The sequence below is a fragment of the Arthrobacter sp. NtRootA1 genome (genome assembly GCF_019976975.1).
In the GTDB taxonomy this organism is placed as follows: domain Bacteria; phylum Actinomycetota; class Actinomycetes; order Actinomycetales; family Micrococcaceae; genus Arthrobacter; species Arthrobacter aromaticivorans.
Window position 1 is genome coordinate 2,634,254 of the sequence record NZ_AP024630.1, and the last position, 24,001, is coordinate 2,658,254.

Annotated in this window: 24 protein-coding genes and 1 pseudogene; 14 read left to right on the forward strand and 11 right to left on the reverse strand. The window is 60.9% G+C overall.

What is annotated here, in order from left to right:
- The first annotated feature begins 19 nt into the window (after positions 1 to 19).
- A complete protein-coding gene (locus LDN90_RS11765) occupies positions 20 to 1,060 on the forward strand; it encodes an LLM class flavin-dependent oxidoreductase (RefSeq protein ID WP_223949203.1) in 1,041 nt (346 codons plus the stop codon).
- A gap of 15 nt (positions 1,061 to 1,075) precedes the next feature.
- Positions 1,076 to 1,231, forward strand: a complete 156-nt coding sequence (locus tag LDN90_RS11770) for a hypothetical protein (RefSeq protein ID WP_223949204.1) — start codon at positions 1,076 to 1,078, stop codon at positions 1,229 to 1,231.
- Here the strand turns inward: LDN90_RS11770 and LDN90_RS11775 are convergent.
- Entirely contained in the window at positions 1,204 to 2,391 is a 1,188-nt protein-coding gene (locus tag LDN90_RS11775; protein WP_223949205.1) for an FAD-dependent monooxygenase, read from the reverse strand. The two genes, LDN90_RS11770 and LDN90_RS11775, sit on opposite strands and share 28 nt — an antisense overlap.
- 157 nt (positions 2,392 to 2,548) lie before the next feature.
- On the opposite strand from LDN90_RS11775, the gene LDN90_RS11780 reads away from it, so the two are divergent.
- The gene (locus LDN90_RS11780; protein WP_223949206.1) at positions 2,549 to 3,583 is read left to right on the forward strand and encodes an AAA family ATPase; all 1,035 of its coding nucleotides are present in this window, start codon (positions 2,549 to 2,551) and stop codon (positions 3,581 to 3,583) included.
- A gap of 200 nt (positions 3,584 to 3,783) precedes the next feature.
- On the opposite strand, the gene LDN90_RS11785 is transcribed toward LDN90_RS11780, so the two are convergent.
- On the reverse strand, positions 3,784 to 4,617 hold the full coding sequence (locus LDN90_RS11785; protein WP_223949207.1) for an alpha/beta hydrolase: 834 nt from the start codon (positions 4,615 to 4,617) through the stop codon (positions 3,784 to 3,786).
- 94 nt (positions 4,618 to 4,711) lie between these two features.
- On the opposite strand from LDN90_RS11785, the gene LDN90_RS11790 reads away from it, so the two are divergent.
- On the forward strand, positions 4,712 to 5,275 hold the full coding sequence (locus tag LDN90_RS11790) for a TetR/AcrR family transcriptional regulator (RefSeq protein ID WP_216923714.1): 564 nt from the start codon (positions 4,712 to 4,714) through the stop codon (positions 5,273 to 5,275).
- 31 nt (positions 5,276 to 5,306) lie between these two features.
- Here the strand turns inward: LDN90_RS11790 and LDN90_RS11795 are convergent, their stop codons facing one another.
- The 5 genes from LDN90_RS11795 to LDN90_RS11815 all read right to left on the reverse strand — a co-directional run bounded on the left by LDN90_RS11795 (position 5,307) and on the right by LDN90_RS11815 (position 11,426).
- Positions 5,307 to 6,149, reverse strand: coding sequence for a pyruvate, water dikinase regulatory protein (locus tag LDN90_RS11795; protein WP_216923715.1), 843 nt, complete (start codon positions 6,147 to 6,149; stop codon positions 5,307 to 5,309).
- Complete coding sequence (gene ppsA, locus LDN90_RS11800; RefSeq protein ID WP_223945811.1) at positions 6,150 to 8,549, reverse strand: phosphoenolpyruvate synthase; 2,400 nt, start codon at positions 8,547 to 8,549, stop codon at positions 6,150 to 6,152. It abuts the gene before it with no gap.
- A gap of 149 nt (positions 8,550 to 8,698) precedes the next feature.
- Positions 8,699 to 9,880, reverse strand: a complete 1,182-nt coding sequence (locus LDN90_RS11805; protein ID WP_223945813.1) for an FAD-dependent monooxygenase — start codon at positions 9,878 to 9,880, stop codon at positions 8,699 to 8,701.
- 111 nt (positions 9,881 to 9,991) lie between these two features.
- Positions 9,992 to 10,957 (reverse strand): alpha/beta hydrolase, encoded by a 966-nt coding sequence (locus LDN90_RS11810; RefSeq protein WP_223945814.1) that lies wholly within the window; start codon positions 10,955 to 10,957, stop codon positions 9,992 to 9,994.
- A gap of 67 nt (positions 10,958 to 11,024) precedes the next feature.
- A complete protein-coding gene (locus tag LDN90_RS11815) occupies positions 11,025 to 11,426 on the reverse strand; it encodes a hypothetical protein (protein ID WP_223945816.1) in 402 nt (133 codons plus the stop codon).
- A gap of 112 nt (positions 11,427 to 11,538) precedes the next feature.
- On the opposite strand from LDN90_RS11815, the gene LDN90_RS11820 reads away from it, so the two are divergent.
- Complete coding sequence (locus LDN90_RS11820) at positions 11,539 to 12,582, forward strand: dihydrodipicolinate synthase family protein (RefSeq protein WP_223945818.1); 1,044 nt, start codon at positions 11,539 to 11,541, stop codon at positions 12,580 to 12,582.
- Positions 12,583 to 12,598: 16 nt separating this feature from the next.
- Here the strand turns inward: LDN90_RS11820 and LDN90_RS11825 are convergent, their stop codons facing one another.
- The 4 genes from LDN90_RS11825 to LDN90_RS11840 all read right to left on the reverse strand — a co-directional run bounded on the left by LDN90_RS11825 (position 12,599) and on the right by LDN90_RS11840 (position 16,607).
- The gene (locus LDN90_RS11825) at positions 12,599 to 13,312 is read right to left on the reverse strand and encodes a YoaK family protein (RefSeq protein WP_223945820.1); all 714 of its coding nucleotides are present in this window, start codon (positions 13,310 to 13,312) and stop codon (positions 12,599 to 12,601) included.
- A gap of 115 nt (positions 13,313 to 13,427) precedes the next feature.
- Positions 13,428 to 14,147, reverse strand: coding sequence for a GntR family transcriptional regulator (locus LDN90_RS11830; protein WP_223945821.1), 720 nt, complete (start codon positions 14,145 to 14,147; stop codon positions 13,428 to 13,430).
- Between the two features lie 92 nt (positions 14,148 to 14,239).
- Complete coding sequence (locus LDN90_RS11835) at positions 14,240 to 16,054, reverse strand: gamma-glutamyltransferase (RefSeq protein WP_223945822.1); 1,815 nt, start codon at positions 16,052 to 16,054, stop codon at positions 14,240 to 14,242.
- A 46-nt stretch (positions 16,055 to 16,100) separates the two neighbouring features.
- A complete protein-coding gene (locus LDN90_RS11840; RefSeq protein WP_216923722.1) occupies positions 16,101 to 16,607 on the reverse strand; it encodes an Lrp/AsnC family transcriptional regulator in 507 nt (168 codons plus the stop codon).
- 149 nt (positions 16,608 to 16,756) lie between these two features.
- Here LDN90_RS11840 and LDN90_RS11845 point away from each other — a divergent pair, with 149 nt between their 5' ends.
- From LDN90_RS11845 to LDN90_RS11885, 9 genes and pseudogenes are all read left to right on the forward strand, one after another.
- Positions 16,757 to 17,848 (forward strand): Glu/Leu/Phe/Val dehydrogenase dimerization domain-containing protein, encoded by a 1,092-nt coding sequence (locus LDN90_RS11845; protein WP_223945823.1) that lies wholly within the window; start codon positions 16,757 to 16,759, stop codon positions 17,846 to 17,848.
- A complete protein-coding gene (locus tag LDN90_RS11850) occupies positions 17,845 to 18,927 on the forward strand; it encodes a thiamine pyrophosphate-dependent enzyme (protein ID WP_223945825.1) in 1,083 nt (360 codons plus the stop codon). The genes LDN90_RS11845 and LDN90_RS11850 overlap by 4 nt, the downstream gene beginning before the upstream one ends.
- Positions 18,924 to 19,910, forward strand: a complete 987-nt coding sequence (locus tag LDN90_RS11855; RefSeq protein ID WP_223945826.1) for an alpha-ketoacid dehydrogenase subunit beta — start codon at positions 18,924 to 18,926, stop codon at positions 19,908 to 19,910. The genes LDN90_RS11850 and LDN90_RS11855 overlap by 4 nt, the downstream gene beginning before the upstream one ends.
- Before the next feature lie 12 nt (positions 19,911 to 19,922).
- A complete protein-coding gene (locus tag LDN90_RS11860) occupies positions 19,923 to 21,227 on the forward strand; it encodes a dihydrolipoamide acetyltransferase family protein (RefSeq protein WP_223945827.1) in 1,305 nt (434 codons plus the stop codon).
- 33 nt (positions 21,228 to 21,260) lie between these two features.
- Entirely contained in the window at positions 21,261 to 21,491 is a 231-nt protein-coding gene (locus tag LDN90_RS11865) for a hypothetical protein (protein ID WP_216923727.1), read from the forward strand.
- Between the two features lie 47 nt (positions 21,492 to 21,538).
- Entirely contained in the window at positions 21,539 to 22,753 is a 1,215-nt protein-coding gene (locus LDN90_RS11870) for an acyl-CoA dehydrogenase family protein (RefSeq protein ID WP_223945829.1), read from the forward strand.
- 51 nt (positions 22,754 to 22,804) lie between these two features.
- Complete coding sequence (locus tag LDN90_RS11875; RefSeq protein WP_223945830.1) at positions 22,805 to 23,560, forward strand: SDR family NAD(P)-dependent oxidoreductase; 756 nt, start codon at positions 22,805 to 22,807, stop codon at positions 23,558 to 23,560.
- Positions 23,561 to 23,598: 38 nt separating this feature from the next.
- Entirely contained in the window at positions 23,599 to 23,763 is a 165-nt protein-coding gene (locus LDN90_RS11880) for a hypothetical protein (RefSeq protein ID WP_223949378.1), read from the forward strand.
- Positions 23,754 to 23,972, forward strand: a pseudogene (locus LDN90_RS11885) (acetyl-CoA C-acyltransferase); the annotation flags it as partial. The gene LDN90_RS11880 and the pseudogene LDN90_RS11885, both read left to right, overlap by 10 nt.
- Between the last annotated feature and the right edge of the window lie 29 nt (positions 23,973 to 24,001).

The following is a 24,001-nucleotide window of genomic DNA, read 5'->3' on the forward strand; positions in this document are numbered from 1 at the left end:
ACTTGAATGTTCAACCACTATGGACTTCGGCATCTTTACCTTCGGTGAGCTATCGCGCAATGAAACAACCGGCAGGGCGTTGTCGCCACACCAGCGGCTTGCAGAAATCATCGAGCTGGCAAAGCTGGCGGACCAGGCGGGCATCAGCTTTCTCGGCCTGGGCGAGCACCACCGCCACGACTTTGCCTTATCGGCGCCCGAGATCGTGCTCGCCGCCATCGCCCGGGAAACCACCAACCTCCGCCTGAGCACCGCCGTGACCGTGCTGTCAACGCAAGATCCAGTGCGGCTTTTCGAGCAGTTCGCTACCCTGGACCTTTTGTCCGGCGGTCGCGCCGAAATCATCGCCGGGCGGGGCGCGTTCATCGAGTCCTACCCATTGTTCGGCTACGACACCGTGGACTACGACGCCCTGTTCGAGGAAAAGCTTCGGCTGTTGCTTGAGCTGCGGGACAACGCCGACCTCAGCTGGCAGGGAACCCTGACCCAAACCATCCCCGGCATGGACATCGCCCCGCGTCCGTTGCAGGAAAAACTCCCGGTCTGGGTGGGCGTGGGCGGCACGCCGGCAAGCTTCGCCCGGGCCGGGCGGCTCGGCCTGCCGCTGTTCGTCGCTTTGTTGTCCGGGCCCGAGAGATTCCGCCGCCTTGTGGAGCTCTACCGGAATACCGCTACCGAAGCCGGGCACGACGCCGCGGCGCTGCCGGTGGGTGCCGGTGGGCATTTCTACGCAGCCCAGACGTCGCAGCAGGCGCGCGATACCTTCTACCCGTACTACCGCGCCTACTTCGAGCAGAACATGCCCCGCGCGGTGGACCACTTCCCGCGTTCCACCTTCGACGACTGGTCCGGACCCGGCGGCGGGCTGCTCGTTGGGAGCCCGCCGCAGGTAGTGGAGAAGTTGCTCGCCATCCATGAGTCCTTGGGGACCACACGGTACGCGGCCCAGGTCGGATTGGGCGGGCTGCCGTTCGCGGAGACGGCCCGGTCCATCGAGCTCCTCGCCACCGAGATCATGCCCGCGGTCAACCGGGAACTCGGGGTCGCGGCGGCTGCGTGAAAAGCAAGTTCAGCTTTGATCAGTCTGGACGAAGCAGTGGTGTGGGGGACGTTGCCGAGCCTGTACTGTCCTGTGGTGGGGCCGGGCGTAGTCGGGTGCAAACGCATAGCTGACGCCGAGGCCGAGCTTGGCGCGGTAGCCGCCTACTTCGCGATCCTGCCCACGATCTGACGAGCCACAAGCCTATCGATGCCGGGAAGGTGGGTCGCGCGTATGATCCAGCGGCGCAGGACACGCTGGAGTCTGTTCGCGGGAAGAAACGACGACGCCGCGCGCCGTCCCGCGGCCTGCGCTGCCTCGACTACCGGCCGCCAGCGCCGCTCGAATTCAGCCAGCGCTGGACCAATCCCGGCCGCGGAGTCCACAGGCCCGACGAGATCCCCGAGAAGCGCCGAGCCAGCGATGGCGAGGGAGCCGCCTTGGCCGGCCAGGAGCGAGACCGCTCCGCAGGCGTCCCCGATCAGAACGGCCCTTCCCCTGTGCCAAGCGGGCATGATGACCTGCGCCACGACGTCGTCGTAAGGGTGTTCAGGGCACAGTTCCAGCAGCCTGTCTACGGCGTCGCCCAGACCGGCGAACTCACTACGGAGCCGCTCCCGGGTACCCTGGGGCTGTCTTTCGCTCGTGCCTCCATCGGTGTCACGGTAGACGAGGAAGGCAGCCACTTGGTCGGTGCGCAGGCTGTAGAGCCCTGCCATGCGGTCCAAGGTGTCGGTGAGCACGAAGCGGTTTCGGAAGCGGGAGTTCAGCCCAGGGTCAGTCACTATGAACGCAGCAGCGCGCATACCTAAGGAATGCAGATAATTCTCCTCGAGACCGAACACGTTCGCGCGCACCCCGGAGTGGACGCCATCCGCACCGATGAGGAGATCTGCGGTGGGCAGCGCCTCCGCGGAAGAACCGACGGCCACCCTCGCGCCGTCGTCGTCCGCCCAAGCGCCGGAAAGCTGCGCGCCGTAATGGACCCGGATCCGGTCCCTCGGGACGTCCTCAAGGGAGGCGAGGACGGCACGCTCCATATCAGGGCGCAGCAAGCTCAGTACCTTCTCACCGGCGATCCTGGCGAACTGGTCATAGTCGAGGCTGGCGTTCGGGCGCAGATCGGCATTGACGTACTCCACCGCTTTCACGTGGTAAGCGACGGCGGCCAAACGCGGGTAGAGACCGATTCGTTCTGATGCCTCAACCCCGGGACCGAAGAAATCCATCATGTACCCGTCAGGACGCGGTGCGGGGGATTTCTCAAGCACCTCGACGTCCCAGCCAGCCAAACCCAGTTGACGGGCTGCGACGAGGCCGGCGATGCCCGCCCCGACGATTATGGCCTTCACGTCTTACCCCACTTCGTCGGCTCGGCCCCCGAGGAACCGTCAACGGAACGGCAAGCGCCAGCATCGGCGCGCCGTTGCCTCATTCTTGAGCCTCTCCTTGAGGCTCGTCAAGACAGCGGAGGCCACCCGGCCTTGAATCCGGTACTACAGTGGATGTATGGCTGCCAGCCGCAATCCGCTCGATGAACTGCGTGAAACCATTGGCCATCTGGCCAATCAGCTCAAGCTGTCCGGTTCGGAGCGTGTCGACGACCTCGTGGGTGATCTCATCGGTGCGAAGCCTGGTCCGGCACGACCGCTGTCCGAGGTGCAGGCCGAGCTCGACTCGTTGGTTGGACTGGAGACCGTGAAGGAACAGGTGCGGGCTCTGGTCGCGCTACTGCAGGTCCAGGCCCGCCGTAAGGCGCATGGCCTGCCCGAGGTGGCTACGTCTCAGCATCTGGTGTTCCTGGGAAACCCTGGTACGGGTAAGACGACGGTGGCGCGGCTTCTGGCGGAGATGTACCGCGCGGTCGGTCTGCTGCAGAAAGGACACTTGGTCGAGGTCGACCGTTCGGGTCTGGTGGGGCAGTACGTCGGGGCGACCGCGATCAAGACGGACCGGGTGATCCGGCGTGCGTTGGACGGTGTCCTGTTCATCGACGAGGCTTACGCGCTGGCCCCGGAGGACGGCCGGATGGACTTCGGCCCGGAGGCGATCGAGGTCCTGCTCAAGCGGATGGAGGACCATCGCCACCGCTTGGTCGTGATTGTGGCGGGGTACCCGCGGCTGATGGAATCCTTCTTGCTCTCCAACCCCGGACTGCGCTCCCGATTCGCCCGGGAGATCACTTTCCCGGATTACTCTGTCGATGCACTCCAGACGATCTTCCACCAGATGCTGGCCCAGCACGAGTACACGCTGGAGCCGGGCGCGGATCAGATGCTGCGTCGTATCCTCACTGGGCTCCACGCGGGCGAGGACTCCGGCAACGCACGCTTCGCCCGCACACTGTTCGAGCAGGCGCTCAACCGCCAGGCGCTGCGGCTGTCGCGCGACGAGGAACAAAGTCTCGACGCGCTCGATCGTGAGGCCGTCATGACGCTCACCGCGGACGACATCGCAGAGGCCGCGCTGGCCTTGGGCGAGGAGCCGGAGACGGAACCGACGCCGGCACCGGAGCAGTCGCGATGGTGGCGCTGGCTCGTCTGACCGGATCTTAGGTGGCAGGCGGGCTGGATGCCCCGCCGCGCTGGCAATGCTTCCGCGTGTTCGTGGCCGAACCGATTAATGCCCAACGCATCCAGCCTGCCGGCGATGAACCCCACCCTGATGAGCGGCGGCAGGTCCCCGCGGTTCCGTGGAACCTTGGGTGACCTGCCGCCGTCGTGCTTTCTAGTCGCTTTGGCGGGCTACTTGGCCAGGAAGCGCAGCAGGACCTCGTTGATTTCGGTGCCGTGCGTCCAGAGCATGCCGTGCGGGGCGTCCTCGATCTCAACGTACTCCGCGGAAGGGAGACGCTTGATGAACTCGCGGCCCGTGGAGTCGATCGGCAGGATGCGGTCGTCGGTGCCGTGAACGATCAGGGAGGGAACGGTGACCCTGTCGATGTCCGCGCGGAAGTCCGTGAGCCATGAATCCACCACGGCAAAAGATGCGTACCAAGAGGAGCCGGCGGCGACGTTCCACGCGTTGCGCAGGGCTTCCTCGCTGAGGCGGTTTCCGAGGAAGTTGTCGGTGTTGAAGAAGTCGTTGTAGAAGTTGGTGAACCAGGCGTAGCGGTCCTCCATGGCGGCGTAGCGGATACCGTCGAAGACCGAGGATGGCACTCCCGTAGGGTTGTCGTCGGCTTGGAGGAGGAAGGGTTCAAGGGAGGCGAGGAAGACTGCCTTGGCGAGGCGGGCTTCGCCGTAGGTACCGATGTAGCGCCCGACTTCGCCAGTGCCCATGGAGAAACCGACCAGGACGGCGTCCTGCAGATCCAAGGTTTCCAGGACGGCGTTGAGGTCAGCGGCGAAGGTGTCGTAGTCGTAACCGGTGGTGGGTTTGCTGGACTTGCCGAAACCGCGGCGGTCGTAAGTGATGACCCGGTACCCGGCTTTCAGCAGGGCCGCTGTCTGCTTTTCCCAGGATCCTCCATCGAGGGGATATCCGTGAATCAAGACAACCGGCTGGCCTGCGCCGTGGTCCTCGTAGTAGAGCTCGATGTCAGTGCTGTTCTCTGTGCCGACCTTGATGAAGCCCATGGATTGATCCTTTTCTCGAAGAGGAGAACGGTCGTTCTCTCGTTGTTGTTACATCGTATAGAACGATCGTTCTCGGTGCAAGTAGAATGTACGCATGGATATCTCCGATGCCCGGAACCGGATCGTCGCCACAGCCGATGAGCTCTACAACGCGAAGGGAATCCAAGCGGTGGGAATGGATGAACTGCGCACGGCTGCCGGTGTTTCCCTCAAGAAGCTCTACCAGGAGTTTCCGTCGAAGGGGAGCATCGTCATGGCCGTCCTCGAGCGACGCCATCAATCATGGACCGAAGGCCTGGATGCTACAGTCCGCCGCGCTCCGACGCCGCGTGAGCAACTGCTCGCCATCTTCGACTACCTCGGGCAGTGGTTCTGTCAGTCCACGTTCCGGGGGTGTGGGTTCATCAACAGTTTCGCCGAGCTCGGCGCGATCAGTCCCGAGGTGGCTGAGTATGCGCGCAAGCACAAGGAATCGTTCCAGGAATACGTCGCCTCCCTCGCTGCCGGGGCTGGAGCGCCTGGATATCTCGCGCCGCAACTGGCAATCCTTGCCGAGGGGGCGCAAACAACCGCAGCCATCGCAGGTACCCCGAACGCTGCCACTCAGGCGCGGCAAGCCGCAGAAGTGCTGATCGACGCGGCCCTGAACACGAAATAGACCGGCGGGGGCATCAGACCGCTCAGGGCGTCTAGTGGTGCAACTCCATCCGTTGCAGGACGGTGGCGGATATTTCTTCCACTGACATGGATGCGGAGTTCACGTAGGGGATGTTGTTTGCCCTGTACATGTCTTCAGCGTTGCGCAGTTCGAAGCTGCATTGGTTCAGTGATGCGTAGTTGCTGCCGGGGCGCCGTTCCTGGCGGATCTGGCTGAGCCGGACGGGCTGGGACGTGAGACCGAAGCATTTGCTCGCGAAGGGAAGCAGAGGTTTGGGCAGGGTCATCGTGTCGAAGTCTTCTTCGACCAGGGGGAAGTTGGCGGCGAGGATGCCGTGCTGCAGTGCCAAGTACATAGTTGTGGGAGTTTTCCCGCAGCGGGATGGGGCGATCAGGATCAGTTCGGCGCGTTCGAGCGCGCGGAGCGATTGGCCGTCGTCGTGCTCGATGGCGTATTCGACGGCGGCCATGCGCGATTGGTAGCGCACCGCATCGCCCACACCGTGCGCCTGACCGGGCTTGCCATTGGCGGCCGTGCCCAGGGCTTGCTCGAGTTGGCCGATGTGCGCACCGAATAGGTCGAAGAACTGCCCGCGGCTTTGGGACAGGACAGCACGGATATCCTGTCCGACGGTCGTGGAGAAGATGATCGGTTGAGGACCGGCAGCCGCGACGTGGTCGATAAGCGCGACGACGTCGCGGGCTTGTTCCACAGTGGTGATGAACGGGATGGTGCGCCGTTCCAATCGCTGGCCGGGGAACTGTGTGAGCAGGGTATTGCCAAGGGTTTCGGCGGTAATCCCGGTGCTGTCGGAGAGGAAGAAGACCGTGGGGGCGGGCGAAGCGCCCGCCCCCACGATGTGGTGTTCTGCCATTTAGACGGCGGCGCTGGTGGTACGGGCCAGTCGCAGCCACGTCTCGGTCACCGCGTCGGGGTTCAGTGAGATCGAGCTGATGCCCTGTGCCAGCAGCCATTCGGCAAAGTCCGGGTGATCACTCGGGCCTTGGCCACAGATGCCGACGTATCGGCCCTTGGCGCGGCAAGCGGCGATCGCCATCTCCAGTAGCTTGGTAACGGCCGGGTTGCGTTCATCAAAGCCTTCAGCAACCAAGGCGGAGTCACGGTCCAGGCCCAGCGTCAGCTGGGTCAGGTCGTTGGAGCCGATCGAGAACCCGTCGAAGTACTCGAGGAACTCATCCGCGAGGAGCGCATTGGCTGGGAGCTCGCACATCATCACGATCTCCAGCCCGTCCTCGCCCCGGCGCAGCCCGTTCTCTGCAAGCAAATCGATGACGCCGCGGGCCTCGTCCAGGGTCCGCACGAAGGGGACCATAAGCTTGATGTTGCTCAGTCCCATCTCGTTGCGAACATACTTCAGTGCTTCACATTCGAGTTCAAAGGCCTGCCGGAAGGATGCCGAGAGGTACCGGGAGGCGCCACGGTACCCAATCATGGGGTTCTCTTCCTCCGGTTCGAACGCCGGACCACCCAGGAGGTTGGCGTACTCGTTGGACTTGAAGTCCGAAAGCCGGATGATCACCGGTTCAGGCGCGAAGGCAGCCGCGATGGTAGAGATGCCCTCGGCCAACCGCCGGACGTAGTAATCCCGGGGCCCATCATAGGCGGCGGTTTTCTCCTGGATTTGCCGCACGGTGTAATCATCCAAGGTTGCCGGGCGCTCAATCTCGCCGGCCACTGCCAGCAGGGCGTTGGGGTGGACGCCGATCTGCCGGTTGATGATGAACTCCAGCCGTGCCAACCCGACACCATGGTTCGGAAGCTTGGCGAAACTGAACGCCTGTTCCGGGGTGCCCACGTTCATCATGATCTTCACTGGAGCTTCCGGCATGGTCTCCAGGCTGGTCTCCTGGAGCGTGTACTCCAGCAGCCCCTCGTACACGAGCCCGGCTTCACCCTCTGCGCAGGACACTGTGACGGGGGTGCCGTCTTTGAGGATCTGGGAAGCGTAGCCCGTACCGACGACGGCCGGGATGCCCAGCTCGCGCGCGATGATCGCCGCGTGGCAGGTCCGTCCGCCGCGGTCCGTGACGATCGCGGCGGCCTTCTTCATGATCGGTTCCCAGTCCGGGTCCGTCATGTTCGCCACAAGGACATCGCCCTCCTGGAAGGATGCCATCTGGTCAATGGAGGACAGGACCCGTACCTGCCCGGCGCCGATCCGCTGACCGATCGCTCGGCCCTCCACCAGGACAGTCGATCGCTCCGTCAAGGTGTACCGGGAAGTGGTCCCCGCAACTTTGCGGGACTCGACCGTTTCAGGGCGGGCTTGCAGGATGTAGAGCTCTCCGTCCACACCGTCTTTGCCCCACTCAATGTCCATCGGCCGGCCATAATGGGCCTCGATGGCCAGCGCGTGGCGGGCGAGCTGCTCAACCTCTGCATCAGTCAGGCTGAACCGGTTCCTGAGGTCCTTCGGGACCGGGACGAAGTCAACTGTCCGGCCAACCTCTTCGGATTCGGTGTAGATCATCTGGATGGCCTTGTCCCCAAGGCCACGCTTGAGCACGCCCGGGCGCCCGGCAGCCAGGGCCGGCTTGTGGACATAGAACTCATCAGGGTTCACGGCTCCCTGGACCACTGCCTCGCCGAGGCCGTACGAAGACGTAATGAAGACCGCATCGTTGAAGCCGGTCTCGGTATCCATGGTGAACATGACCCCGGATGCGCCGACGTCGGAACGCACCATCCGCTGCACACCGGCCGAAAGCGCCACTTCCGAATGCGTGAAGCCGTGATGCACCCGGTACGCGATCGCCCGGTCGTTGTAGAGCGACGCAAAGACATCCTTGATCGCGTGCAGGATGTTCTCGATCCCGCGGATGTTCAGGAACGTCTCCTGCTGCCCGGCGAAAGAAGCATCCGGGAGGTCCTCGGCCGTGGCACTGGAACGTACGGCCCACGACACATCCCCGCCATGCTCCTCGGTCAGGCGCTGATACGCGGTCCGGATTTCCTCCTCGAAACCGGCCGGGAACGGCGTGACACGGATCAGGTCCCGGATCTCCTGGCCAACCGTGGCCAAAGCGGTCACATCGCCGCTGTCCAAGCCGTCAAGGATGGTTTCAATACGGGCGTCCAAGCCGGACTCACTCAGGAAACGCCGGTAAGCGTCCGCAGTGGTGGCGAAACCGCCCGGAACCTTCACGCCGGCAGAGGCGAGATTCCGGACCATTTCCCCGAGTGATGCATTTTTGCCGCCAACCTGGTCAAGGTCGGACAGGCCAAGCTCAGAAAACCAAAGAACGTTAGTCATAAATTGTGTCCTCCATTGGGCACGCTCTGACAAGCGCTAAAAAACTAGGTCATGCAAGGATCTAGTGCGCAGGTACCAGATGCAAACAAATGTGATGGGTGCAACATTCATCCGGTGTAACGGAAAGTCACTGTCCATCCGATGACCAGTTAGTGACGCAAGGAGTTCAGCGGAAACCGGCTGTTGCGTTCGTTGATCTTGTTCTGGCTTTCAGGAACCATGAAATCTCGGGCTTCGATGACACCCTCCTGTGCCTTCCTGACTACGGGAAGCAGCCGGGACTCATATCGTGTGAACGCGACGGACGGCTCGTGATTTGAGGCGTCCAGCTCCTCGGCAAGGATTGAGGCTCCCAGCATGGCCAGGGAGGTTCCCCTGCCCGAGAACAAAGAAGCGGCATGTGCGGCATCGCCGACCAGAACGATCCGGCCCTGTGACCAGCCGGACATGCGGACTTGGCTCACTGAGTCGAAATAGATGTCCGGAGCATCGCGTACCGCGTCCAAAAGGAAAGGAATGTGCCATCCGGCTTCGTTCCGGAAGGCTCGGGTCAACAAGTCCCGTTGTGCAGCCATGTCGCGGTAGTCGTACTCGGTTTCAGGAGCGCGGAATGCGAACACGCCATAGGCACGATCGCCGTAGTCGTTGATGCCTACCATGCTGCCGGGACAGTTATACGTCCGGCTTTCGTTGACGATGCCCAGAGCGCCGCTCGGTAGGTCAACAATCGCGTAGTAGACGCCGAGGTGTTTGCGGTAAAGGTGTTCGGGTCCGTGAACCAACTTTCGAACAGACGAATGAATACCGTCTGCGCCGACGACTATGTCGAAGTTTGCCGAAGAGCCGCCAGCGAAGCCAACTTCTACACCTTGCCCAGTCTGGCTCAGAGCCACTGGCCAGTCGCGGTAGACGAACTTTGTGTCGCTCCCAATCCTCGCGTGGAGGATGTTGATAAGGGCTTCCCGTGAGATCTCGACGTCGTCCGGGGAGTCGTTCGCCATTTCCAGCGGCAGCTCAGCCACGGCATGTCCACTGGCATCTACAAAAGTTGTAAACACCGGGCGCTCATCACTGGAGACTTTGTTCCTCCGGATGGCGTCGAGGATGCCCATCTTGTCCGCTACAGCGAGAGCTTCACCCCTGACATCGATGGGCGTGCCGACAAGGCGCAGTTGAGGCGCCCTCTCGACGACGGTTACCAGATAGCCGATATCCGTAAGCTGTGCAGCAGCGGAAAGTCCGGCCATGCTTGCGCCCACGACAAGTGCCGTACGTTTGGAGCTTTGCGTCCGCGTCGGTTCAATGCGGGAGGAGTTTGTAAGGTTCGGCATCAGTGCCTCTCAGGGTCTACTGGAACATTGGTTCGCTGCTGGAAATGGCATGTGACTGAGCATGAGCTCTGTCGTAGTTGGTCTTCAGGATTGGATTCCAATGTGCCCGAACTAGTCGTTCGAACTGTGGTTTGCCCAACACATGCGCAAGAACGTGATCGCTTGGCCCACCGCTTCGGCTTCCGCGAACACGCTGTCCCCGTGGTCAGCACCAGCGACAGTAATGAGTGTTGACGAGCGCCCGAGCCCCAGAAGACTACGGTGGAAGCGTAGGCTCTGTCCGAAACCCACCCGGTGATCTTTGTCCCCGTGCATGAAAAGGAACGGGGGAGTGGTCCCTTGGCCTGCAGCCAGCACTGCCGGACTGGTCAGCGCGGCCCGCTCCCGATCGGTTGAGGGGTCGAAACCAAGGAACTGCCTCACGATCCGGGCTAGCGCGTCCATCTCCGACTCATCGTTCTCGAACGCGTCCTCCCGCAGTGCCAGGAAGTCGGAGATCCCGTAGTGGTTGACTACGCCAGCAACCCGTGCCGTTGCGGAAATCGATGCCCCTGTAGTCCGGCCAACGGCAGAATCGCCTGTAACCGCCACCATCGATGCCAAATATGCGCCTGCCGAGCTTCCCCACAGAGCCAAGGAGTCGGGGTCGAGGTTGAACTTTTCTGCGTTGAACCGGGTCCAGCGGACAGCTTCGCGTATGTCCTCGATCGGTTCAGGAAAGCGGGCTTCACCGGACAATCGGTAGGAGACTGAGACGACCGCTATCCCCGCCGCGGGCAGAGACAACCAAGGCCCCATCTCCTTGATACCTCCCAGGAAACTTCCTCCGTGTACATAGATGACTGCGGGGTATGGACCGTTGCCGCGGGCAGGAAGGTGAACGTCCAACAGCAACGGCCGCCAGCCCAGCGGAGCAGCGTACTGAACGTTCATGTAGCTGACTGTTTGGTCGAGCAGATGCTGCGGACTTGGCGTGAGCAACGCAGCCGGAGCCAGCTGATCGTAGTCGAACGCCGGCATGAGTGTTGATACGTGTTCATCGGTTACATCAACCGGTGAAGTGTCGTTGGGGAGCATCCTGCTTTCCTTCTAATTACTGTACGAACCATGACGCGGCTTCCAAGGACTTCCCTGTCTTGGAGAGTCAGTACCTGTTGCGTAGATCGGTGACGTTCCCCAAATCGTTGGAGACTGTCGGAAGGTCGGTTTCACTGGGTGACTTTTCGCTGATGAGCTCCACTATGTAGTGCGTTGTTGGGTGATCGTCGAGGCTCCGTACGCGATGGGGAACGAGCGGCCCGGAGGAGCCCACGGTCTTGAATGCGACATATCCCGGCTGAGCAACCTGCTCCAAGGACCAGTCATCGTCGCCAAGTTCCTGGCCCTGGACGTGTCCGGCTTCCGGCCAAAGAATCACGTGGTCATGAAAATGCTGGTGGTAGTCAAACATCCCGTTGGCGGGGATGGTCATGGACCACACGCGTACGCGGTCGTTCTCGAAAATGAGCCTGTCACCGGGGGTAGGAGGAAAAGTAGCCTGGGTCATGATTCTCCCTGGATTTATCCGCTCCCTGACGAGGGATCCAAGACTGATGCGCCTCCAACGTCAAAGATTGGATGTAAATGTGTAGAATTGGATCCGATCTGATGTGATGAATATGGCACGTTCACCGCTGTTCGTCAAGATGATCCCGAAAGTTCACCCTTCACAGGGGGCAGCGACCCGCGAACTCATCAGGCAGGTACTTGTCACCCTCTCTACTACTCCCATTGGATGGTCCTCCATGAGCTCGTTCCCGATCCCAGCCCCTCCTACGCCCGCGGAAACTGAACCTTCGATGCAACTGTGGGGAATGGTTGCCACACCCTTTCTTCCCGGGGGTGCCGTGGATGAATCATCCCTTCGCACACTGGCTCGGACACTGTTGGATCGGGGGTGCACATCGCTGGTTTGCCTGGGTGTAATTGCCGAACCGGCAAGCCTGTCTGCGGCGGAGAAGATCGAGGTGCTTGCCGCCGTCTCCGAGGAAGCCGGTTCCGCGCCTGTGGTGGCCACGGTAATGAGTCTGGACCGCACGGCAGCAGTGGAGGAGGCCCGGGAATTTGCGGACACGCTCGAAGGTAGGATTTCGGCGATCATGGTCCCGGTTTCCCATAGCGACGGCCACACCTTCAAAGAAAACCTCCGGGCGGTGCATGCTGCGAGCGGCCTGCCCCTCATCATCCAGGACCTGCCAAAGGCCACGGGTGTACGAATTGAGACGGCCGCACTCATCACGGCGGTTGACGGTCTGGAATTTGTGCAGGCCATTAAATGTGAAGCGGAGCCGACTTTCGAGCGGATCCGGCACCTGGCGTCCAGGGTCAATTGTCGCCTCGTTGGCGGGTTCGGGGGCATCGGCCTCGTTGATGACCTGCGAGCAGGCGCCACCGGCATGGCGGCGGGGATTACCCGTCCAGAAGTGCTGGCGCAGGCCATACACCAATGGAAATCAGGCGATGAGCGCGGAGCTTCGAGCCTTATTGCCGGAATCTCCGGCCTGATCAACCTGGAAACGCAGCAGGGGCCGAGCATTGCGATCAGGAAAGAGCACTGGCGCCGCCAGGGTGTCATCGAGCATGCAGGCGTTCGGCCGCCGACCATCCCGTGGTCGGCGGCCTTCGATGCCCATAGCCGATTCTATGGATTCAACCAGGCGTGACTGCGCGAAACGGCAGCTATACGCGGACGGCCTGGGCGTCTCGCTCGATCGCTCGCACTGGCCGTCCCAGCAGGTGCCCCGTGATGGCGACCACGATCGTAATTACGGCCGAGAGACCGACGCCGGCCGCCAGATGAAGATTGAGGAGAAGCGCTCCGACTGTCGCTCCCAGACTGATGAGTACCACGGCGAAAAGGCGGCGACCCCACGGTTGCGAGACACGGGCTCCCAGCCACGAGTCCGCTGAGAGGCCTGTGATAGTAGATGTCACCACGACGGTCGTGACATCTTTGACCGCCAGATGGCGTGCCGCCGCCGCTTGGGCGCCCATCGTTGCTGCCAGTACGCCGGCAACAGCGACATGGTTCAGTTCAAAGCCCGCATTCGACTCCATACCTAGATACACTGCTGCTGCGGCAAGAACAAGGCCGACGACCAGGAGAATACCTGTGGTCACGGAGCTCCAAGACGACGGCAGACCCCGGAGCGCTCTACCGGCAATTGCAGCTCCCGCCATGAAGCCGGCGAGGGCAATGCTGGGTCCCAGGACAGGCAGTCCATCAGCGCCCGCCAATGCCATGCCGAGAATTACGACGTTGCCGGTCATGTTTCCGGTGAAGACTTTATCCAGACCTAAATAGCCCACGGCGTCGGCCACACCCGTGGAAAACGTAAGGGCGAGCATCAAGCACAGGTGTACTGTTTCCGTTTTTATTGAGGTGCGCGTCACGGCTGCACGCCTCCGGCCATGGGGGAGCAGGCAAGGGTTCGGAGTATTTGAGAAGAAAGAATCATGACTTATGGTATCCAAAAACGTGTTTTAGGATCCAATCTGTTAATCTCTGTTACGACGACCTCGACGTTACGTGGACCTCAACTAATTCCCGGGCGTGTGCACTATGTTCAACAGTCAACTGACGGGCTACTTCGGCGTTCCTCGTCTCGATCGCCTCTGCTATACGCATGTGTTCCTGCGCATTGTCGGCAAGAAGGCGTGGATCTCCGCCCAGGGCTGCCCACGTCAGGTTCCGTGGCATTCGATGGTGGAGGGCGCTGATGCTGGCACTGAGTTGGCTGTTGCCTGCGGCTAGGATCACCGTGGCGTGGAACAGTTCATTGGCCTTGTACCAGAGGTCCTTGGCGGCCGCCTTGGATCCGCTCCGGGCCTTGTCTACCGCATCATTGAACCACTTGACAGCCTGATGGAGGTTGTCGATGTCTGCCTGAGTGCTGGAACGGGCGGCCCTGTACGCGGCATGCCCCTCAAGGACGCCCCTGACTTCATACGCCTCAGCAATGTCCCGCATCGACGGCATCTGAACCCGCGCCCCACGGTTGGCGATGATTTCCACAACGCCCAGAGCCTGGAGGCGGTGAAGCGCCTCCCGGATGGGCATTCGGCTGACGCCGTACTCTTCTGCCAGGCGCTCTTGGCGAATCCAAGACCCGACGCCAAACTCACCGTCGCTGATTCTTTCCTGAAGTGCGTCAACCAGCGACTCCACGGTTTTGGCCCGGCCTTCAAGCTGCTGTCGGCGCGAACCGATATCAATAGGTTGTGTCACGAAGGCCTCCAATGTCTCGCTGTTGGGTCGTCAATTGGATCCTATCCGATTGCTTCGCCAGACTCCGCTGCGGCTGTACAGAATGTCGGTGCCTAACGCCCGGCAGCGTACCCCTGGTTGCCGCGTGGGTTCGCCGCCGCTCCGAGCTCGTCCGTTTCCGGGTCCAGAGTGACCGTGGATAGCCGTCCCAGTGACCACCCATTCACGACGGTCACATCATGGCCGCGTTCGCGTAGTTCTGCGATCACGTGTTGCGGGAGGCGATCTTCCACGACGACGCCGGCCGCGTTCCAGGTCCGTGGCCAGAATGAGCTTGCCAAAGCACTGGTGTGGAAAGTGGGAGCATCAATTGCCTCCTGCGGGGTGTAGCCGCCCACGAGTGTCCTGAGTAAATACAGCAACTGCCATTGATCCTGCTGGTCGCCGCCCGGGGAACCCAAGGCTGCGACGGTTCGGCCCTCCCGCATAAGGAGGGTAGGGCTCAAGGTGGTGCGTGGCCTGACGCCGGGCTTCAAGGCCGACGGGGAGCCGGCATCGAGCCATGACATCTGCAGGCGGGTACCGAGGGGGAAACCCAGCTCTGGTATAACCGGCGATGACTGTAGCCAGCCCCCTGAAGGGGTAGCGCTTATCATGTTCCCGAACCGGTCTACAACGTCCAGATGACAGGTGTCTCCGCGGGTTTCGCCCGAGATCCGGACCGTTGGTTCCCCGGCACCCAAGACAGAGGGGTGGTCGGCCGCGCTGACAAGGGCCGGCGGGTAGGGGCTCGTACCAGGAAGTGTTCCGGGCCGGAACTGTGTGGATGCGGACGCTGCAATCTGTGCTGCCCTTTGCCTGCCATACTCATCAGAGAACAGCACGTTGAGGTCAACTTTTACTTTGCGGGCATCACCGTAGTATGAATCCCGGTCAGCCATGGCAAGTTTCAGGGTTTCGATGATTGTGTGGGCGCCTAGTGCTGTTGAAGGGTCCAGGTGATCGTCGTCGAAATGCTTCAGAATAGCCAACGCCTGGAGCAGCACAGGGCCCTGGGACCAGAAACCGGCTTTGACGACGGTGACGCCTCGAAACTCCAAGGAGATCGGGGACTCGTCCGAGACCGTGAAACGGGAAAAGTCCTCGAGCTCTATGACACCGCTGTGGTCTGAACCGGAAGAGTGACGGTGGGGCTTTCGCGCAAACTCCACAATGGCCTTGGCAACGAATCCTTCCTTCCATTCCTCCCGCGCGGCATGGATCCGCGCTTCCCGGGTTCCTGCCGCATGACCCGCTTCAACGAGCTTTCGAAGAACATTCGCGTAAGCGCCGTTTTTGATTAGCTCACCTGCCTCGGGAACTCTACCTAGCGGGATCCATTGCGCGGCGGAAGTCGGCCAGTGCTGTTCGAAGTGGTCAGCCATTGTTTCGATGACAGCGGCAGCTTGGCGCCCAATCGGATGTCCGAGCCCGGCGTAATGGATTGCATACTCGAGCACATCCGAAAGTTCCCAAGTGCCCTGATCGGCCAACAGGGTTAACCAAGCCTCGACGGCGGCTGGCACGGCTGCAGCCAGCGCACCGGCGCCGGGCACAGACTCCAGACCTTCGTTGGCAAAGTGGGAAATGGTCGCCCTGGCTGGAGCAGGGCCCTGGCCCATGAGAACCCGGGGGTTGCGGCCCTTTGGGGCATAAAGGGCAACCATGTCGCCAGCAGGCCCGTTCAAGTGGGGTTCCACGACGTGCAACACAAAGCCTGCCGCGACCGCAGCATCAAAGGCATTGCCCCCTCGCTCAAGCACGGATTGCGCAGTAGCCGTCGCAAGCCAGTGGGTTGAGGCGCTCATGCCAAAGGATCCCTTGAGCGTGGGCCGCGTGGGAGAAGTCGACGGAGGGGTGAACGTCGTGGCTGTAGCTGTTTGAGTCATATCACCAGTGTATTCAATTTTTCTATTTTTGGATCCAATTTGATGGTTAGGTTTCCGGCAAGGGTGTCGACCTGCCCCAGCCCGAGTTCCTCGTCAGATGGTCCAAGAGTGGCTGCACGCGGTAGGGGAGTGGCGTGGAAACGGTCAGTGTCGTATTCGTGTGTCGCACGCCGGGAATATCCACCATCCTGGCGGCGGCGGACTGCACTCCCTGCAGGGTGGTGGAGGCCACCCTGACCATCAGGTCTTCCCGCCCGGCTTGCGTGGTGACCTCTAAGACCTCAGGGATTTTGCTGAGGGCGTCCACGACGCTGGTGAGTTGGCGCTGGTCCAACTCCAAGCCGATGAACGCCTGGACCGGAATGCCAGCGGCCTCAAGGTTCATAACGGGACTGAACCCCTTCAGAATGCCGGCAGTCTCCAGCCGCTGGAGCCTTCCCAGGACGGTATTTCGAGAGATGCCCAATTGGGCGGCGAGTTCAGCCACCCCCGCCCGGGCGTTTCCATGAAGGCGTTTGAGTAGTTCGGCGTCGAGCTTGTCAATGCTGATCATTTTGTCTAGATGACTCCGTCCTCATATTGCATAGCTGAACGTTTCGATTAGTTCAAGGGAAATGAATTGACCATATCACCCCGCTTAATTCAGAGTTGAAGGACACATTGGTATTGGATCCAATGTCTGAACAAAGCAGGAGGCACCAGATGTGTGCGGCATTGTTGGACGGTCCGAGGGTTGTTGAAGGCAGTCCCTTCGAGATTATTGACGAGCACGCCAGCGGTCACGAGCGCGTACGAATGGTCCGTGACAAGGAAACCGGGCTCAAGGCCATTGTTGCGATCCACAATTCGTCCTTGGGGCCGGCCCTGGGAGGAACACGTTTCTTTCCCTACCAAAGAGAAGCTGAAGCGCTCACAGATGTCCTTCGGCTGTCAGAGGGCATGACCCTTAAGGCTGCCGCCGCCGGATTGCCGCTGGGTGGCGGCAAAGCCGTCATCATTGGCGACCCGCACACAGACAAGTCCCCCGAGCTCCTGCGCGCATACGGGCAGTTTGTCCACGCATTTGGCGGCGACTACATCACGGCTGGTGACGTGGGGACGACGGCTGCCGACATGGACGTCATCGGTTCGCAGACGCCGTGGGTCGTTGGCCGCAACACAGGGGGCTCGGGTGACAGTGGATACTCCACAGCGTTCGGTGTCTTCGTGGCAATGCAGGCAGCTGCAGTCTACGTCTGGGGAAGCCAAGCACTGGCTGGGCGCCGCGTCGGTGTTGAAGGTGCCGGGAAGGTTGGAAGCCAACTTGTCCGGTTGCTTGTCGACGCCGGAGCGGACGTCGTCTTGGCTGACAGAGACCCCATGGCCCTGCAACGCGTCTCAGGGACACACCCCGGGACCGACGTTACTGACCGGGTCCTGGACCGGGACATCGACGTCTACGCTCCGTGCGCCATGGGTGGGACGCTGAACCCCAAGACCATTCCCGCCGTCCGTGCCCGCATTGTCTGCGGCGCCGCAAACAATCAGCTACTCGACACAGACTGCGAAGAACAGCTGCAATCCGCTGGCATTCTGTGGGTCCCGGACTACGTCGCAAATGCCGGAGGGCTGATCCAGGTTTCCTCCGAGGTCACCGACCTTGGAACCGAAGAAGTAACCGACCGAATAGCAAAGATCGGGCCAGCTGTTACCGGAATGCTCGAAGCAGCCGGCGACGGATCACAAACTCCGGCCCAGGCAGCCCGGGAACTCGTCCTGCGCCGACTTTCCGAAGCCAAAGGACACAATTCATGACCAGCCAACCGCTGTCTCTTCTCACTCAAGACGGGACCTACCAATCGCAAATGGCCCTCCCGCTGGACCCGGGGTCGATTGACTGCGCCCAGCTTCTGCGCGACATGATCATGACCCGCAGGGTCGACTCTGAAGCAATCGCGCTTCAACGACAAGGCGAGCTCGGTTTGTGGCCGTCTCTCCTAGGCCAGGAAGCTGCCCAGGTAGGCGCTGCCGCCTCGCTTTTTCCGCGGGACGTTGTCTTCCCCACCTATCGCGAACATGGAGTCGCGTGGTGCAGGGGAGTGGACCCCGTGAACTTACTGGGTTTGTTCCGAGGGACGACAATGGGCGGCTGGGATCCTACCGAAAACAATTTCAACCTCTACACCCTGGTGATCGGGGCCCAAACGCTGCACGCCGTGGGATACGCCATGGGCATCGTCCGGGACGGTGATGTCGGCACCGGGGATCCGGAACGGGACAGGGCTGTCCTCGTCTTCCTCGGTGATGGCGCACTGAGCGAGGGAGAAACCAACGAAGCCTTTGTCTGGGCGGCGGCCCAAAACTTGCCGGTTGTATTTTTCTGCCAAAACAATCAATGGGCCATCTCGGCGCCCTATTCGGTCCAAAGTCGCGTGGCCGTGGCTCAGCGCGCCCAAGGATTTGGTTTCAAAGGCATCAGGGTAGACGGAAACGATGTGCTTGCTTGCCTTTCTGCTACACGTGAGGCCATGGCCGCCGCCAGGTCAGGCAACGGACCTACACTCATCGAAGCCTTTACATATCGCCGCAACCCCCACACAACATCCGACGACGACGGACGGTACCGCTCCGGTGCAGAAAACGATGTCTGGGAATCGTTGGACCCCATCGAGCGACTTAAGAACTACTTGGTGGGCTCAAACAAGATCGACCAGGACTTCCTGAGCAAAGTCGGGGCGGAGGAACAGGAACTCGCTGAGAAGCTCCGGGCAGGGTGCCGCGCCCTGCCCAACCCGGCGCCAGATCATCCTTTCCGGAATACCTACGCCGAGATGCCGAAAGAACTTGAGGATCAAATGATCGAACACCTGAGTTTTGTGGAGACCGGGGCATGACCGCCCAGCCAAGCACCATGCCCATCGCCCACGCACTGAATGCAGGCCTCCGTGACGCGATGGAATCCGACGATAAGGTCATGCTCCTTGGTGAAGATATCGGCCAGTTGGGCGGAGTATTCAGGGTTACCGATGGACTCCAGAAGGGCTTCGGCGACCTCCGGGTGGTGGACGCTCCCCTTGGCGAGGCCGGAATTGTCGGAAGCGCCATAGGACTAGCCATGGCCGGGTATCGGCCCGTTTGCGAAATACAGTTCGACGGCTTTGTTTTCCCGGCCATGAACCAGATCACCACCCAGCTCGCCAAGTACAGGCACCGCTCGGACGGCAAGATCTCCTTGCCCGTAGTAATCAGGATTCCTGTCGGCGGCGGCATCGGTGCCATTGAGCACCACTCCGAGTCTCCCGAAGCCTACTTTGCGCATACCGCTGGACTGAAGGTCGTGACACCCTCATCGCCTCAGGAAGCCTACGACATGATCCGCGCGGCAGTCCGATGCGACGATCCCGTGATCTTCCTGGAACCCAAACGCAATTACTGGCTCAAAGGAGAAGTGGACCTGAGCCGAATACCAGGTCCACTCGAGAAGGCCAGCATCGTTCGCCCTGGCGAGGACCTGACGCTCGTTGCATACGGCGCCCTTTTGCCCGTTGCCCGGAAAGTGGCCGACGTTTGCGCCGAGGAAGGCCGGAACGTTGAAGTCATCGACTTGAGGTCGCTGTCTCCCATTGACGACGAAACCATTCTCCGATCGGTGGAACGCACTGGAAGGTTGGTGGTGGCCCATGAAGCCTCACGCAGTGTTGGCCTAGGCAGCGAGATCGCCTCACGTGTCCAGGACGCCATTTTCCATTCCCTCGAAGCTCCAGTCATCAGGGTGACCGGCTATGACACCCCTTACCCGGCAAGCCGCTTGGAAGAGGAATGGCTGCCAGGGCTTGACCGGATCCTCGACGCCATTGACCGCAGCTTCAGCTACTAACGGAAGGTAAAAATGACAATCAAGGAATTCGCCCTCCCGGACGTAGGCGAAGGGCTTACGGAGGCCGAGATCGTCAATTGGCTGGTAAAGCGCGGCGATAAAGTAGCCGTCAATCAGGCAATCGTGGAAATCGAAACCGCCAAATCGCTTGTGGAACTCCCTTGCCCCTTTGAAGGGGAAGTCAGCGAACTCTTGGTTCAGCAAGGCGAGACCGTCGATGTAGGCCGCGCAATCATCAGCATCGCCACCGCAGCAAAGAACATCAAGGCGACAGAACCCTCCGAAGCAGCCATCGACGATGACCCCAAACTCTTGGTCGGCTACGGGGCACGGGAAGTGGCAAGTCGTCGACGACGGGGTCCAGGCATTAGACCGACCGCACCCATGCCGGCACCCGCCGTCGGCAGCCCCTCCGGCAACTCTGAGCGCGTAGCTGGTCGCCCCAAGGCAACCCCTCCGGTTCGGAAGCTGGCTAAGGACCTTGGCGTCGACCTCGGGATGGTTAGGGCAACCGGAAATGATGGAATCTGTACCCGCGCAGACGTGCTGAAGGCCCATTCATACAGAGAAAACCTTCCGGCGACGACAGGCGAAACTCCCCGAAGCGGCACTGGCGATCTCCGGATACCTGTCCGGGGAGTCCGAAAGCACACCGCGGCAGCTATGGTGCAGTCAGCCTTCACAGCTCCCCACGTCACCGAATTCGTGGCAGTCGACATCACCCGCACCCTAGAGCTGAAGGAGCAGATAGCTCGTCGCCGCGAATTTGCGGACGTGAAGCTGACCCCGCTCACGTTTGTCGCCAAGGCCTTCCTCCATGCCCTGAAGAGCACGCCGGAAGCAAACGCTACGTGGGATGAGTCCGCGCAGGAAATCGTGCAGTTTGAGAAGGTGAATCTAGGCATTGCCGCAGCAACGCCGCGCGGCTTGATCGTGCCCAATATCAAGGACGCACAGCCCTTGCCGCTTGCCGGGCTGGCAGCAGCAATTTCGGATCTGGCTTCAACTGCCAGGCTTGGGAAAACCGAGCCCCAAGCGATGGCCAACGGAACAATTACCATCACGAACATCGGTGTTTTCGGGATCGACGCGGGAACCCCGATTCTCAATCCTGGAGAGGCAGCAATTCTCGCTGTCGGAACTGCCCGGCGTACCCCGTGGGTCGTTCACGATGAACAGGGTGAACGAATCGAGCCCCGTACGGTCCTGCAGCTGGCGCTCTCCTTTGACCACAGGATCATGGACGGCCAGCAAGGGTCGCAGCTCTTGGCCGACACGGCGGCCCTGCTCCGTGAACCTGGCCTGGCACTGATCTAAGTCTGTACGGGACCCACCAAAAACATGGGCCAAATGCAGTACTACATCGTCAATGACTGGACCATCCTCGCTGGGGCCATGGTGGAAATCCGAATTGGCCGGGATTTCCTTCGAGAAGGAGTCGTTGAGTCCTACACACCCGACGGCTCCATCGTCTGGCTCGAACAGGGCCAGGGATTCGGCCGGCAGCTTGTGGACAAAAGCTCCGGCTTCAAGATTTACATTTCCGAAGACCGGCTCCGTGCCATAGGCCGGGTCCGATGACCCCATGGGTCACAGCACCACTTAACGACTCCTCAGAAAGAGAAACCATGACCGTACTCAAGGAGACGGAACCGTCTGTATTCGCAGCATGCGACGATCCCGCTGTGACGCCCCCGTACGCAGAAGCGGACTTGCTGTTCCTTTCGGACCTCTTGACTGACGAGGAACATGGGCTGTATTTGAAGGCACGGGACTTCCTTCAACGGCAGGTGCGGCCGGTCGCCGTCGACTTTTGGAATCGTGCTGAATTTCCATTCGAGCTCATTCCAAGCCTGGCCAGGCAACAACTGACAGGCATGAACCGTCGTGGCCCTCTCCTCGCTGGACTGATCCAGATGGAGTTCGCCCGCGCGGACACCTCCTTATCCACCTTCTTCGGCGTTCATGACGAACTCTTCACCACCGCCATCCAGGAACTCGGGTCAGAGGAGCAGCGCCGCACCATCCTGCCGGATCTCCTTGCGCTCCGTAAGATCGGTGCCTTCGCCCTGACTGAACCCCTCCATGGGTCCGACATCTCCCGTGAAATGGAAACCTCAGCTACACGCTCGGGCGACGCGTGGATCCTCAACGGGCACAAGAGGTGGATCGGAAACGCAACTTTTGCCGACTTCGTCTTGGTTTGGGCCCGGGACACCGCGGACGGACAAATCAAGGGTTTCATCGTCGAAAAAGGAACGCCCGGCTTCCGCGCCGAGGCCATCAACAACAAGATCTCTGTCCGAATCATTCAAAACGCCAACATCACGCTGGATAACGTACGGATCCCGTTCAGCAATTGGCTGCCCGGCACTTCAACGTTTCAGGATGCCAACTCCTTACTGCTTCATTCCAGGGTTTGGGTGAGCTGGCAGGCAGTGGGACAACAGTTCGCGGCTTTTGATGTGGCAAGGGCATACGCCATGCAACGGAAGCAGTTCGGCAAACCAATCGCTTCTTTCCAACTAATCCAAGAACAACTCGCCAGAATGGTCGGCAATGCCACCATGTCCTTGTCGTTGATGATTCAGCTCGCCCGCCTCCGTGGAACCGGCCGCCTGACCATGGACCATGCAGCCTTGGCCAAGTCCAGCTGCACCGCCAACATGCGCAAGACCGTCGCGCTTGGGCGCTCGATCGTTGGCGGCAACGGCATAAGCACCGACTTCGAGATGGCAAAAATCTTTGCCGACGCTGAGGCGATCTATTCATACGAAGGCAGCTACGAGATCAATTCCCTACTCGTAGGCCGCGCAGTTACAGGAATCTCCGCTTTCGCCTAAAACTGCCCTCCTGTCTCCACCCCACCACACATCACATAAGAGGACCCGGATATGGATCTCAACAACACATCAGCCATCGTCACAGGCGGCGCCTCAGGGCTGGGCGCGGCCGCAGTCCGTGCATTGGCAGGTCATGGCGCAGAAGTATTCGCCCTTGATCTACCCGGTGCCATTCAGGAAAGTATCCCCGCACGTGGCGTTCAATACGTCCCGGCGGACGTAACCGACGTCGACGATGTCCGCCAGGCCGTGGCCAGAGCCGCAGCCGGGGCACCGCTCCGGACCGTTATCAACTGCGCCGGGATCCTTCCCACCATGCGCATTCTAGGCCGCGGGGGAGTGCACGATCCGGTTGTTTTCGCCAAAGTTATCCAAGTCAACCTGATCGGATCCTTCAACATCCTGGCCAAGGCTGCAGAGGCCATTTCACTCACGCAGGCCGATGAACACGGTCAGCGCGGAGTGATCATCAACACTGCCTCCATAGCGGCCTTCGAAGGACAGATCGGCCAGGTTGCCTATGCTGCCTCCAAAGCCGGCATCGTCGGCCTCACCCTTCCAGCCGCACGGGACCTCGCGCAATACGGAATCCGCGTCAATGCAATCGCACCAGGTGTTGTGGAAACACCCATGATGGCCAGCGTCACGAACGAAATACGTCAAGCCCTGGCAGCCAGCGTCACATTCCCTAAGCGATTGGCATCACCCAATGAGTTCGCCCAACTGGCCATCTCGATCATCGAAAACGACTACATCAACGGGGAAACAATCCGAATGGACGGTGCCCTCCGGATGGCGCCTCGATAGCCGGGCCGGATCACCCCCATATACAAAGGAACCCAAGCATGTCCCAGAAATCACGGCCACCCTGCCCTCCAGCACGTCCCGACGACGTCGTGATAGTTGGCGGGGCCCGCACCCCGCAAGGCAAACTGAACGGCCAGCTGGCCCACCTGACAGCTGTCGAACCCGAAGTGGCGGCAGTAACAATCAACAAAGTCTGTCAGTAGAACGCAGCGCACAGGACGACGACGCAGTTGCTTCTCATCACCGAGCCGCTGAGGCCTCCTCCAATGGGCTATTCAAGGATGAGATCGTCCCCATCCCTGTGCGGAAGGGACTGAGCAGACTCATCGTAAACGATGAACAAGTCCGACCCGACGCCAGCATTGAGGCACTATCACAGTTGCGCCCGGCGTTTACTGACGGCGGCAGCATCACCGCAGGCAACGCATCACCGTTGTCGGA